This window comes from Streptomyces sp. NPDC048275 (assembly GCF_040652275.1).
In the GTDB taxonomy this organism is placed as follows: domain Bacteria; phylum Actinomycetota; class Actinomycetes; order Streptomycetales; family Streptomycetaceae; genus Streptomyces.
On sequence record NZ_JBEZLR010000040.1, the window covers coordinates 1 to 13,259 of the forward strand.

Annotated in this window: 7 protein-coding genes; 3 read left to right on the forward strand and 4 right to left on the reverse strand. The window is 68.7% G+C overall.

What is annotated here, in order from left to right; genetic code table 11:
• Positions 1 to 171 precede the first annotated feature (171 nt).
• Positions 172 to 2,466, reverse strand: a complete 2,295-nt coding sequence (locus AB0D57_RS23405; protein ID WP_362076119.1) for an ATP-binding SpoIIE family protein phosphatase — start codon at positions 2,464 to 2,466, stop codon at positions 172 to 174.
• Positions 2,467 to 2,611: 145 nt separating this feature from the next.
• On the opposite strand from AB0D57_RS23405, the gene AB0D57_RS23410 reads away from it, so the two are divergent.
• Complete coding sequence (locus AB0D57_RS23410; protein WP_362076122.1) at positions 2,612 to 6,766, forward strand: HAMP domain-containing protein; 4,155 nt, start codon at positions 2,612 to 2,614, stop codon at positions 6,764 to 6,766.
• A 12-nt stretch (positions 6,767 to 6,778) separates the two neighbouring features.
• Entirely contained in the window at positions 6,779 to 7,363 is a 585-nt protein-coding gene (locus tag AB0D57_RS23415) for a response regulator (RefSeq protein WP_362076125.1), read from the forward strand.
• A 22-nt stretch (positions 7,364 to 7,385) separates the two neighbouring features.
• Here AB0D57_RS23415 and AB0D57_RS23420 read toward each other — a convergent pair whose 3' ends face one another.
• Positions 7,386 to 9,257 carry an AMP-binding protein gene (locus AB0D57_RS23420; protein ID WP_362076128.1) on the reverse strand — a complete coding sequence of 624 codons (1,872 nt, stop codon included), beginning with the start codon at positions 9,255 to 9,257 and terminating at the stop codon, positions 7,386 to 7,388.
• 247 nt (positions 9,258 to 9,504) lie between these two features.
• Positions 9,505 to 11,373: a translation elongation factor 4 gene (gene lepA / locus AB0D57_RS23425; protein WP_362076131.1), complete on the reverse strand. Its 1,869-nt coding sequence runs from the start codon at positions 11,371 to 11,373 to the stop codon at positions 9,505 to 9,507.
• A gap of 224 nt (positions 11,374 to 11,597) precedes the next feature.
• Here lepA and rpsT point away from each other — a divergent pair, with 224 nt between their 5' ends.
• Positions 11,598 to 11,864: a 30S ribosomal protein S20 gene (rpsT, locus tag AB0D57_RS23430; RefSeq protein WP_362076134.1), complete on the forward strand. Its 267-nt coding sequence runs from the start codon at positions 11,598 to 11,600 to the stop codon at positions 11,862 to 11,864.
• 365 nt (positions 11,865 to 12,229) lie between these two features.
• Here the strand turns inward: rpsT and holA are convergent, their stop codons facing one another.
• Positions 12,230 to 13,216 carry a DNA polymerase III subunit delta gene (gene holA, locus AB0D57_RS23435; RefSeq protein WP_362076137.1) on the reverse strand — a complete coding sequence of 329 codons (987 nt, stop codon included), beginning with the start codon at positions 13,214 to 13,216 and terminating at the stop codon, positions 12,230 to 12,232.
• Positions 13,217 to 13,259 lie beyond the last annotated feature (43 nt).

Sequence of the window (13,259 nt, forward strand, 5' to 3'; positions counted from 1 at the left end):
GTCGCACGATCACGTTAGCCCGATCAGCCCAGGGCACCGCAAGCCCGCAAGCGGACGATCACACGATCGAGCTAATTCGACCTTGTGCGCACTCCATGGTGAGCAGTTCCAGCCCCTCCGCTCCTGTTTCTCCCGCCCTTTCCTGTTCGGGTCCTTTCCCGTTCCGGCTGCCTACTCCGCCTGCAGCACCAGCAACGCCAGGTCGTCCTCCGGCGGCCTGCTGCCGAACTCGTGCACCAGTCGCCGGATCCTTTCCGCGACGAGCTCGGCGCTCAGCCCCACGCAGCTCGCGAGGGCCTGCGCAAGCCCGTCGTCGTCATCGAACTGGCGCGGTCCGCTGCGGCGCTCCGTCACTCCGTCCGTGACACACAGGACGGTGTCGCCGGGGTACAGCTCGAACGTCTCGGAGGTGTAGGTCGCGTCCTCGAAGACGCCGAGGAGGGTCCCCGGCTCGGCCACTTCCCGTACGTCGCCATCGGGGCCCAGGATCAGCGGCAGCGGATGTCCGGCGGAGGCGAGGGTGCAGCGGACGCCGCCTTCGAAGGGCACCAGCTCGCCGTACAGCATGGACAGGAAGCGGGTCTGCGGACCCTCGTCGGGGCCCAGGCCCGGCCCGCCCGCGGCGACCAGTGCGCGGGCCGCCGCGTCGGCCGCCTCGGTCGCGTCGTCCAGCAGAAGCTGGTTGAGGCGGTCCAGGACATCCGCGACCTGGTAGCCCTCACGGGCCAGCAGCCGCAGCCAGGGCCGGGCGAGGCCGATCACCACGGCGGCCTCGGGCCCCTTGCCCTGCACGTCGCCCAGGACGAAGCACCAGCGCCCGTCCCCGGCCGGGAACAGATCGTAGAAGTCACCGCTGGGCCCGCCCTTGTCCAACGGCTCGTACACGAGGGCGCTGCGCACCCCGGGGATCTCGGCGACCGCTCCGGGCAGCAGACCGCGCTGGAGGACCCGGCTGATGGTGGCCTGGCGCGCGTACTGGCGGGCGGCGCCGATGGCGAGGGCGATGCGGCGGCTGAGATCCTCGACCAGCCCGGTGATCTCGTCGGGGAAGGCGGTCGGCCCGGCCCGCCCGATGACGAGGGTGCCGAGTGGGCGTCCGCCCGCGATCAGCCGGTACGCGAGCGCGGCCCCACTGGACCGACTCCCGTCACTCACCCCGCCAGGCCGACTCTGCCCCTCCGCCCGGTCCGGTCCGGGCGCCTCCTCGCCGGGAATCGCCGCGTGCGCCCCGCCCATGGGGCCGACTCCGGGTAACCCGCCCACAGTGCCGGCTCCGTGCGCCTCGCCCACGATGCTCGCTCCGTAGATCCCGCCCACGATGCTTGCCTCGGGCGTCCTGCCCGGGCCGTGGGCCCCGTCCGTCACACGCGCCACATACATCTCGCCGGCCCAACACTCCTCACCATCCCCCAGCACCTCGCCCGGCCAGGGCACCGGCACAGCACGGGATCGCACCGAGTCCGGCAGTCGTGGCGGATCCTTCTCCAGGGCCCGGCGCAACTCCTCGATGCGGTTCTCACTGCCGTGCCAGACGCGGGCGAGCCGCGGCCCCAGGGCCAGGCCGAGACCGCCGGCCCGGTCGGTGGCCTCGTCCTCCAGCCACACCGCGCACCAGTCCGCGAGCCGTGGCACCAGGAGCTGTCCGGCGAGCGCGGCGACCAGGTCCTCGTCGAGCTGTCCGGCGAGCAGGTCGGACGCCTCGGCAAGGAAGGAGAGGGCACCGCGGTTGAGCCAGTCGTGGTCCCGCCGCGGGCCACGCCTCGGATCGGGGGCCCGCGTTTCGGCACCTCGCGGCCCGGTCGTCAGGGCGAGCTCATCGACGTAGGCCTCCGCCCCCTCGTCGGCCGCCCTCTCGCCGGCCGCTCCCTCCTCAACCGCCCTCTCGCCGGCCGCCCCCGCGTCGACGACAAGCCCCCCGGCCACGCCGAGTCCCTCACCCACGGCCGACCCCCCAGCCACCACGCCGAGCTCTTCGTCCACCGCCAGCCCCCCATGAACAGGCAGCCGCGCCCAGACGGTCTTGACGCCGGTGCGGTAGGTGATCCCCCAGGCGTCCGAGAGCGCGGAGACGAGCCGCAGCCCGCGCCCGTACTCCGGTGTGCCGTACTGCCGTTCGACCGCTTCCTCTCGTACCGCCCTCGAGGGGTGGTGGTCGGAGACCTCGACGACCACCGCGCCCACCGCCCCGTCGGCCGTGATGTCCAGCCGGCACAGCAGCTCGACGTCGGTGCCCGCGTGCACCACGGCGTTGGTGACGAGTTCACTGACGATCACGACGGCGTCCTCGGCCAGCCGCTCGCCGACGATCTCGGCGCCGGGCAGCGCGAGTTCGGCCCAGTCGGCGAGCGCCTCCCGCACCAGCCGACGGGCGGCGCCGGGCGCGAGAGGAGTGCCAGGCAGCGCGGCGCGCGCCATTGTTTCCTGGCCCGCGCGGTGGTGCGCGGGCGTACCAGGGGCAAGCGCCATGGAGTCCGGTTGTGACTCCCGTTGCGTCGGAATGGCCCCCACTGTGCGGCTCCCTGAGCAGTTCGGACGATTACGCCTCAGGCGACACGGACAGAGTGACAGACTGGCCGCGCCCATAAGCGCCGAGTTACCGAAGTGGGCTGCCATGAGTGAGAACAGTGCTACGCGTGCGCTCGAAGACGGACAAATTCGGGCATCAGATCTGCGTCCTCTACTCGCCGCGATGACCGCCGCGCGCGACGGCGACTTCACCAAAGTGCCGGAGACAGGGCACGGCCTGGTGGCCGAGCTGAGCACGACGTTCAACCAGATCCTCGACCGCAACACCCACTTCAACACGGAAGTGCAGCGGGTCCGGAGGGAGTTGGTGCGACACGGCCGACTCGACGAGCGACTGTCGGCGAGCCCCGGCCAGGGCAACTGGACGACCCGCGTCAATGACGTGAACCAGCTGCTCGACGCCCTGGTGGCACCCGCCGCGAACGCGACGCGCGTCCTCGACGCGGTGGCCGGCGGTGACCTCACCCAGCGGGTGGACCTGCACGACGGGAACCGTCAACTGCGGGGTGACCTCCGCAGATTGGGCCGAGCCGTCAACAAGATGGTCGACCAGCTGTCCCTGTTCACCGGTGAGGTGACCCGGGTCGCCCGCGAGGTCGGAACCGAGGGCCGGCTCGGCGGGCGCGCCAAAGTGACGGGCCTGTCGGGCAGTTGGCGCGATGTGACCGAGGCGGTCAACACGATGGCCTCCCGGCTCACCGCCCAGGTGCGGGACATCGCCCTGGTGACCACGGCGGTGGCGCGCGGCGATCTGACCCGTACGGTGACGGTCGAGGCGACCGGCGAGCTGCTCGAGCTGAAGCTCACCGTGAACACGATGGTCGACCAGCTCTCCGCCTTCGCCGACGAGGTCACCCGCGTCGCCCGCGAAGTCGGAACCGAAGGCCAATTGGGCGGCCGTGCCCAGGTCCGCGGCGTCTCCGGCGTCTGGAAGGACCTCACCGACAACGTCAACTTCATGGCCTCGAACCTGACTTCCCAGGTCCGCAACATCGCCCAGGTCACCACGGCCGTCGCCAACGGCGACCTCAGCCAGAAGATCACGGTCGACGCGCAGGGCGAGATCCTCGAACTCAAATCGACCATCAACACCATGGTCGACCAGCTCTCCGCCTTCGCCGACGAGGTCACCCGCGTGGCCCGCGAGGTCGGCACGGAAGGCAACCTCGGCGGGCGCGCCCAGGTCCGCGGAGTCTCCGGCGTCTGGAAGGACCTCACCGACAACGTCAACTTCATGGCCGACAACCTGACCTCGCAGGTCCGCAACATCGCCCTCGTCTCCACGGCCGTCGCGCAGGGCGACCTCGGCAAGAAGATCACGGTCGAGGCGAAGGGCGAGATCCTCGAACTCAAATCGACCATCAACACCATGGTCGACCAGCTCTCCGCCTTCGCCGACGAGGTCACCCGCGTGGCCCGCGAGGTCGGAACCGAAGGCAACCTCGGCGGCCAGGCCCAGGTCCGCGGCGTGTCCGGCGTCTGGAAGGACCTGACGGACAACGTCAACTTCATGGCCCTGAACCTGACCTCGCAGGTCCGCAACATCGCCCAGGTGACGACGGCGGTCGCGAACGGCGACCTGTCGAAGAAGATCACGGTCGACGCCCGCGGCGAGATCCTCGAACTCAAGGACACCGTCAACACGATGGTGGAGCAGCTGCGCGCCTTCGCCGACGAGGTGACCCGCGTCGCGCGCGAGGTCGGCACGGACGGCCGGCTCGGCGGCCGCGCCCAGGTGCTCGGCGTGTCCGGCGTCTGGCGTGACCTGACCGACAACGTCAACTACATGGCCGACAACCTGACCTCGCAGGTACGCAACATCGCGCAGGTCGCCACCGCCGTGGCCCAGGGCGATCTGTCGAAGAAGATCGACGTGGACGCGCGCGGTGAGATCCTCGAGCTGAAGACGACCATCAACACGATGGTCGACACCCTCTCCTCCTTCTCCTCGGAGGTCACCCGGGTGGCCCGCGAGGTGGGTTCGGAGGGTCAACTCGGCGGCCAGGCAAGGGTCGAGGGTGTGTACGGCACCTGGAAGCGCCTGACGACGAACGTGAACGAGCTGGCCTCCAACCTCACCACCCAGGTCCGCGCGATCGCCGAGGTGGCCTCCGCGGTGGCCCAGGGCGACATGTCCCGCTCCATCACCGTGGAGACCCAGGGCGAGGTCGCCGAGCTGAAGGACAACATCAACCTGATGGTGGCCAACCTCCGCGAGACCACCCGCGCGAAGGACTGGCTGGAGTCGAACCTCGCCCGGCTCGCCGCGCTGATGCAGGGCCACCGGGATCTGATGGAGGTCGCCGACCTGATCCTGCGCGAGCTGACCCCGCTGGTGAACGCGCAGTACGGCGCCTTCTTCCTGGCCGACCCGGAGGAGGACGGTACGTCCCTGCGTACGGCCGTGCCCACCAAGGGTCTCGCCTTCATCGCCGGGTACGGCTCGGCGCAGGGCGCGACCGTCGACACGGGCGGCATGCCGGTGCACGGACTCGTCCGGCAGGCGGCGCGCGAGAAGAAGCGCATCCTCGTCGAAGAAGCCCCACCGGACTACATCAAGATCAACAGCGGTCTGGGGGAGGCGGCTCCGGCGAGCGTCGTCATCATCCCGATCCTCTTCGAGGACAAGCTGCTGGGCGTCATCGAACTCGCCTCGTTCTCCCGCTTCTCCGACGTCCACCTGGCGTTCTTCGACCAGTTCGTGAACACCATCGGCGTCGCCATCAACACCATCATCGCCAACTCCCGCACCGAGTCCCTGCTCGGCGAGTCCCAGCGGCTGGCCATCCAGCTCCAGGACCGCTCCGACGAACTCCAGTCACAACAGGCGGAGTTGCAGCGCTCGAACGCCGAACTGGAGGAGAAGGCCGCGCTCCTGGCGACCAGCTCCCAGTACAAGTCGGAGTTCCTGGCGAACATGTCGCACGAACTGCGCACGCCGCTCAACTCATTGCTGATCCTCGCCCGCCTCCTCTCCGACAACCCGGACGGCCATCTCTCCGACCAGGAAGTCCAGTTCGCGACGACGATCCACCGCTCGGGCTCCGACCTCCTCCAGCTCATCAACGACATCCTCGACCTGTCGAAGATCGAGGCGGGCCGTATGGACGTACGCCCGAAGCGGCTCCCCCTCATCAAGCTGCTGGACTACGTCCACGCCACCTTTCGTCCCCTCACCCTGGACCGGGGGCTCGCCTTCGAGGTGGCGGTCGGCGAGGACGTACCGCGCGAGATGTACTCGGACGAGCAGCGGCTCCAGCAGATCCTGCGCAACCTGCTCTCCAACGCGATCAAGTTCACCGCGACCGGCCGGGTCGAGCTGCGCGTCAACCGTCTCAAGGACCCCGACCACACCTTCACCGGCGAGAACAGCGACGACGTGATCGCCTTCGCCGTATCCGACACCGGCATCGGCATCGCCGCGGAGAAACTCCCGGTGATCTTCGAGGCGTTCCAGCAGGCCGACGGCACCACCAACCGCAAGTACGGCGGCACCGGCCTCGGCCTGTCGATCAGCCGGGAGATCGCCGGCCTGCTCGGCGGCCGCATCATCGCGGAGAGCGCCCCCGGCAAGGGCTCCACCTTCACGCTGTACGTCCCTGTCATCAGCCCCGGTCACGCGGCGACCGGACCCGTGGCGGAGAACCGCCCGCTGCCCGTACCGGAACAGCTGTCCACCGAGCCCTACACCGCCCACGACACCGACGACTCCTGGCCGACACCCACCAAACTGGAGGCCTGGAAGTCCGGCCGCGCGGGCCAGGTCCTGCCGGGGCGACGGGTGTTGATCGTTGACGACGACATCCGCAACGTCTTCGCGCTCACCCATGTCCTGGGCCGCGTCGGCATGCCCGTCCTGTACGCGGAGAACGGCCGCGAGGGAATCGAGACCCTGGAGCGCAACCCCGACGTCGAACTCGTCCTGATGGACATCATGATGCCGGAGATGGACGGCTACGAAACGATCTCCGCCATCCGCCGCACCCCCCGCTGGACAGGCCTGCCCATCGTCGCGCTCACCGCGAAGGCGATGCCGGGAGACCGCGAGAAATCCATCGCGCGCGGTGCCAACGACTACGTACCCAAGCCGGTGGACGTCGACCAGCTCCTCACCGTCGTCTGCGCCCTCCTCGACCCGGAGGGCACAGACCTCGACGAACAGGGCGACGACGTTCCCGAATCCGTTGTTCCGGGACCGGGCATACCAGGGGAGGCCTCGGTCCCGCCGACGACCGAGTGAGGCACAGTCACCATGAGCGCTGAGGAAACGACCGACGAGCGCGCCAGCATCCTCCTGGTCGACGACATGGAGGACAACCTGATCGCGCTGGAGGCCGTCCTGGGGTCCCTCAACGAGCCGCTGGTGCGCGCGCGTTCGGGCGAGGAGGCGATGAAGGCCCTGCTGCGGCAGCGGTTCGCCGTCGTCCTGCTCGACATCCGGATGCCAGGCATGGACGGCTTCGAGACCGCCGCCAACATCAAGCGGCTCGACCAGACCAAGGACGTCCCCATCATCTTTCTGACCGGCACCGACGCCGACGCGGGCTACGCCTTCCGCGGCTACGCGACCGGCGCCGCCGACTACCTGACGAAACCCTTCGACCCATGGGTGCTGCGCGCCAAGGTGACGGTCTTCCTGGACCTGCACCGCAAGAACCAGCAACTGGAACGCATACTCACCCAGGAGCACACCCACGCTGCCCAGGTGAGCACCCGTCTGGCGGCCCTGGAGAAGCAACTGAGCGCCGATGACCAGCCGGACATCCCGGACCTGCGCAGGCAGGTCCGGGAACTACAGAGGCTGGTGACCGCCTTGAGGGACAACCGCGCCCCGTAAGAGGCTCAGCCCCTCGGGGGGCTCACGCCTCCCGCGAGCCGGCGTACATCTCCTCGATCAGCTCCTTGTACTCCCGCTCGACCACCGGCCGCTTCACCTTCAGACTCGGCGTGATCTCCCCGTGCTCCACATCGAGATCCCGCGGCAGCAACCGGAACTTCTTGATGGTCTGCCACCGCTGAAGCCCCCCGTTGAGCTCCTTGACGTAGCCGTCGATCAGCTCGACGGTGGCCGGCGCGGCGACGACATCGGCGTACGACTTGCCCTCCAGTCCGTTCTCCTTCGCCCAGTCCAGAATGGACGGCTCTTCGAGGGCGATGAGCGCGGTGCAGAAGTTCCGGTCGGCGCCGTGCACGAGGATGTTGGAGACGTACGGGCATACGGCCTTGAACAGACCCTCGACCTCGGCGGGCGCGATGTACTTGCCGCCGGACGTCTTGATCAGGTCCTTCTTCCGGTCGGTGATCCTCAGATACCCGTCCGGGGACAGCTCGCCGATGTCACCGGTGTGGAACCAGCCGTCCTCCTCCAGAACCTCGGCGGTCTTCTCCGGCAGCCCGTGGTAGCCCTCCATGATGCCGGGGCCACGCAGCAGGATCTCGCCGTCGTCCGCGATGCGCACCTCGGTGCCGGGCACGGGCTTGCCGACCGTGCCGATGCGGTACGCCTCCCCGGGGTTCACGAAGGAGGCGGCGGAGGACTCCGTGAGGCCGTACCCCTCCAGGATGTGGATGCCGGCGCCGGCGAAGAAGTAGCCGATATCGGGCGCGAGCGCGGCGGAGCCGGAGACGCAGGCCCGCAGCTTGCCGCCGAAGGCCTCACGGATCTTGGCGTACACGAGCGCGTCCGCGACCTTGTGCTTGGCACCGAGCGCGAAGGGGACGGAGGCGGTGCCGGTGCGGCGGAAGTTGTCCTGGCTGGCCTTCGCGTACGCTCGGGCGACCTCGGCGGCCCACTGGAAGATCTTGTACTTGGCGCCGCCGCCGGCCCGCGCCTTGGCCGCGACCCCGTTGTAGACCTTCTCGAAGATGCGGGGGACGGCCGCCATGTACGTCGGCTGCACCACCGGCAGATTCTCGATGATCTTGTCCACCCGGCCGTCGACGGCGGTGACGTGCCCGATCTCGATCTGGCCGGACGTGAGCACCTTGCCGAAGACGTGGGCGAGCGGCAGCCAGAGGTACTGCACGTCGTCGGGGCCGAGCAGCCCGGTCGCGGCGATGGCCTTCGCCATGTACGACCAGTTGTCGTGCGGGAGGCGGACGCCCTTGGGGCGGCCCGTGGTGCCGGAGGTGTAGATGAGCGTGGCGAGCTGGTCGGCGGTGATCGCACCGACCTTCTCCTTGATCAGGTCGGGGTTCTTCTCCAGGTGGGCGGCACCGCGGGTCTCCAGCTCGGCGAGGCTGAGCACCCAGTCGCCGGTCTCCACGCCCGTGGGGTCGATGACCACGACATGGGTGAGCTCGGGCAGCTCGGCGCGCTTCTCCCGCACCTTGGCGAGCTGGGCCGCGTCCTCCGCGATCAGGACCTTGCTGGCCGAGTCGGAGAGGATGAACGCGGACTCCTCGGCGTTCGTCTGCGGGTAGACCGTCGTGGTGGCCGCACCCGCGCACATGATGCCGAAATCGGCGAGGATCCACTCGACCCGAGTGGAGGAGGCGAGCGCGACGCGCTGTTCCGGCTGGACACCCAGTTCGATCAGTCCGGCCGCGATGGCGTAGACCCGCTCGGCGGCCTGCGCCCAGGTCAGCGACTTCCAGTCGTCGGGACCCTCGCCCGCCGGCGGGACGGGGTAGCGGTAGGCCTCGGCGGCCGGCGTGGCCGCCACACGCTCCAGGAAGAGGGCCGCCACGGACGGCGGACGGTTCTCGATCAGGGTCTGTGTGTCGCTCACGACATCCTCCGGGGCCCGCAACAGTGCGGCTGGCTCAATTTGCGGCTGTTGTTTAACTCGCGAGTAACTATCGAGCAGTGATCAGAGTAGAGCGCGACCGGCCACTGCGTAAGAGGCGGCGTGCTGTCGCTTCCTACAGCACTTCCCCCCGAGAACGCCCCAGAACGCCCCCAGAACAGAGATAGGGCCCGCCGCGCCGAAGCGCAACGGGCCCTGGAAATCGACGAAGTCGTCGTGCCGCGCGTGACTACTTCTTGCCCTTGGCCGAGCCACCGCTGTCGTCGCTGGACAGCACGGCGATGAAGGCTTCTTGCGGAACCTCCACAGAGCCCACCATCTTCATCCGCTTCTTGCCTTCCTTCTGCTTCTCCAGCAGCTTCCGCTTACGGGAGATGTCACCGCCGTAGCACTTGGCGAGGACGTCCTTGCGGATGGCGCGGATGGTCTCGCGGGCGATGACCCGCGAACCGACGGCGGCCTGGATCGGCACCTCGAAGGCCTGCCGCGGAATCAGCTCGCGCAGCTTGGCGACGAGCCGCACACCGTACGCGTACGCCGCGTCCTTGTGGGTGATCGCCGAGAAGGCGTCCACCTTGTCGCCGTGCAGCAGGATGTCGACCTTGACCAGGCTGGAGGCCTGCTCGCCGGTGGGCTCGTAGTCGAGCGAGGCGTAGCCGCGGGTCTTGGACTTCAGCTGGTCGAAGAAGTCGAAGACGATCTCCGCGAGGGGCAGCGTGTAGCGGATCTCGACCCGGTCCTCCGACAGATAGTCCATGCCGAGCAGGGTGCCGCGCCGGGTCTGGCACAGCTCCATGATCGAGCCGATGAACTCGGAGGGCGCGAGGATGGTGGCGCGTACGACGGGCTCGTACACCTCGCTGAGCTTCCCCTCGGGGAACTCGCTCGGGTTGGTGACGGTGTGCTCGCTGCCGTCCTCCATCAGCACCCGATAGACGACGTTGGGCGCGGTGGCGATGAGATCGAGTCCGAACTCACGCTCGAGCCGCTCCCGGATGACATCGAGGTGCAGCAGCCCCAGGAACCCGACACGGAACCCGAACCCGAGCGCGGCCGAGGTCTCCGGCTCATAGACCAGCGCGGCGTCGTTGAGCTGCAGCTTGTCGAGGGCATCGCGCAGCTCGGGGTAGTCGGACCCGTCCAGCGGATAGAGCCCGGAGAAGACCATGGGCTTGGGGTCCTTGTACCCGCCGAGCGCCTCGGTCGCCCCCTTGTGCAGGGTGGTGATCGTGTCACCGACCTTGGACTGCCGGACGTCCTTCACACCGGTGATGAGGTAACCCACCTCACCCACACCGAGCCCGTCGGCCGGAAGCATTTCCGGCGAGTTCGTCCCGATCTCGAGGAGCTCATGCGTGGCTCCCGTGGACATCATCCGGATCCGCTCGCGCTTGTTGAGCTGACCGTCGATGACACGTACGTACGTCACGACACCCCGGTAGGAGTCGTAGACGGAGTCGAAGATCATCGCGCGGGCGGGCGCGTCCTGGACGCCGACCGGGGCCGGAATCTCGGCGACGACCTTGTCCAGCAGCGCCTCGACGCCCAGGCCGGTCTTGGCGGAGACCTTCAGCACGTCGCCGGGATCGCAGCCGATGAGGTTGGCGAGCTCCTCGGCGAACTTCTCGGGCTGCGCGGCCGGCAGGTCGATCTTGTTCAGTACGGGGATGATCTTGAGGTCGTTCTCCATCGCGAGGTACAGATTCGCGAGGGTCTGGGCCTCGATGCCCTGGGCGGCGTCGACGAGCAGGACGGTCCCCTCGCAGGCGGCAAGCGACCGGGACACCTCATACGTGAAGTCCACGTGCCCGGGGGTGTCGATCATGTTGAGGATGTGGGTGTTGCCCGGGTCCTCGGTCGGGGCCCAGGGCAGTCGGACCGCCTGGGACTTGATCGTGATGCCGCGCTCGCGCTCGATGTCCATACGGTCGAGGTACTGAGCACGCATCTGCCGCTGCTCGACCACCCCGGTCAGCTGAAGCATGCGGTCGGCGAGCGTGGACTTGCCGTGGTCGATGTGCGCGATGATGCAGAAATTGCGGATCAGAGCCGGGGCGGTACGGCTCGGCTCGGGCACATTGTTAGGGGTCGCGGGCACGCAGGGTCCTGTCTCTTGAGGCGCCTGTCGCCTCGGGTCGGATCGATACGTAGGCTCCATCGTCCCACGGGTGGGGAGCTGCGACCGGTTTGGGCCGGTCGCGCGACGGCTGGTAGCCTGGGTGGCTGTGTCTCATGCCCTCTCTGCAGGAGGCACACCCCAAGGAAATCAAACGGCGTGTGAGACGTGCTGTCTCGCGTGCCTGAACCTGTAAAGGCTCATTCGTGGCGAACATCAAGTCCCAGATCAAGCGGATCAAGACCAACGAGAAGGCCCGGCAGCGCAACAAGGCCGTCAAGTCTTCCCTGAAGACCGCGATCCGCAAGGCCCGCGAGGCTGCTGCCGCGGGTGACGTCGAGAAGGCCACCGAGTACCAGCGCGCCGCGGCGCGCCAGCTCGACAAGGCCGTCTCGAAGGGCGTCATCCACAAGAACCAGGCCGCCAACAAGAAGTCGGCGCTTGCTTCCAAGGTCGTCTCCCTCAAGGGCTGAGTCCAACTCGACTTGACCGCCGGAAGGGACCCAGCGGGCCCTCTCATCCGCTCCTGACCGGCACCCCCGGGTCTGTGCGCGGCCTGCGTTCGCCACGCGGGCACGGACCCAACATCGTGAACCGAAGGCCCCGCTCCCCCTCCTTCCCCAGGAGGGAGAGCGGGGCCTTCGGCGTGGAAGCGTCCCCGGGGACTAGGGCCTGTCGTTTGGACCAGGTCGCGGGGAATCGGCGATGCCTTGTCGGCGCCGGTGAGCGCGGCTACAAGGCGGAGGAGGGCGTCGATGCGGAGCATCGGCAACCGACGACAACGCCGCAGACGCGTGTGCCGGACCCCGCGTCCGCGGCGTGATCCAAACGACAGACCCTAACCCCGTCGGGACCGAGCCGCCCGGGCAATGGCAACAACCGCCTTCTCCAGGGCGAACGCGGGATCATCCCCGCCACCCTTGACACCGGCATCCGCGTCAGCGACAGCCCGCAACGCGACAGCGACCCCGTCCGGCGTCCACCCCCGCATCTGCTGCCGCACCCGATCGATCTTCCACGGCGGCATCCCCAACTCCCGCGCAAGATCAGCCGGACGCCCCCCGCGCGCGGACGACAGCTTCCCGATCGCCCGCACCCCCTGCGCCAACGCACTGGTGATCATGACGGGCGCGACCCCGGTCGCCAGGGACCACCGCAACGCCTCCAACGCCTCCGCGGCCCGCCCCTCCACGGCCCGATCGGCCACGGTAAAACTCGACGCCTCGGCCCGCCCGGTGTAATACCGCCCGACCACGGCCTCGTCGATCGTCCCCTCGACATCCGCGGTCAGCTGAGACACCGCGGCGGCCAACTCCCGGAGATCACTCCCGATGGAATCGACGAGCGCCTGACAGGCCTCAGGCGTGGCAGACCTCCCGAGCGCCCGGAACTCGCTGCGCACGAACGCCAGCCGATCCGCGGGCTTCGTCATCTTGGGGCACGCCACCTCCCGCGCCCCCACCTTGCGCGCGGCATCGAGCAGCCCCTTGCCCTTGGCCGCACCCGCGTGCAGCAGCACGAGGGTGATCTCCTCAGCCGGCGCCCCCAGATACGCCTTCACATCCTTGACGGTGTCGGCCGACAGATCCTGCGCATTGCGTACGACCACGACCTTGCGCTCGGAGAAGAGCGACGGACTCGTCAGCTCGGCAAGCGTGCCGGGCTGCAACTGGTCCGGGGTGAGGTCCCGTACATCCGTGTCGGCGTCGGCGGCCCTGGCAGCGGCCACCACCTCCTGCACGGCACGATCGAGCAGGAGATCCTCCTGGCCCACGGCAAGCGTGACGGGGGCGAGAGGGTCGTCATCAGCAGTCTTCCTGGCCATCTCGACAAGCATCCCACGCGCCACTGACAACGCCCGACGAGTG

What these genes read in the sequence shown, in the direction of transcription:
- AB0D57_RS23415 (WP_362076125.1), top strand. Translation starts at nt 6,779, where the DNA reads ATGAGCGCTGAGGAAACGACCGACGAGCGCGCCAGCATCCTCCTGGTC.
- AB0D57_RS23410 (WP_362076122.1), top strand. Translation starts at nt 2,612, where the DNA reads ATGAGTGAGAACAGTGCTACGCGTGCGCTCGAAGACGGACAAATTCGG.
- AB0D57_RS23405 (WP_362076119.1), bottom strand. Translation starts at nt 2,466, where the DNA reads ATGGCGCTTGCCCCTGGTACGCCCGCGCACCACCGCGCGGGCCAGGAA.
- holA (WP_362076137.1), bottom strand. Translation starts at nt 13,216, where the DNA reads ATGGCCAGGAAGACTGCTGATGACGACCCTCTCGCCCCCGTCACGCTT.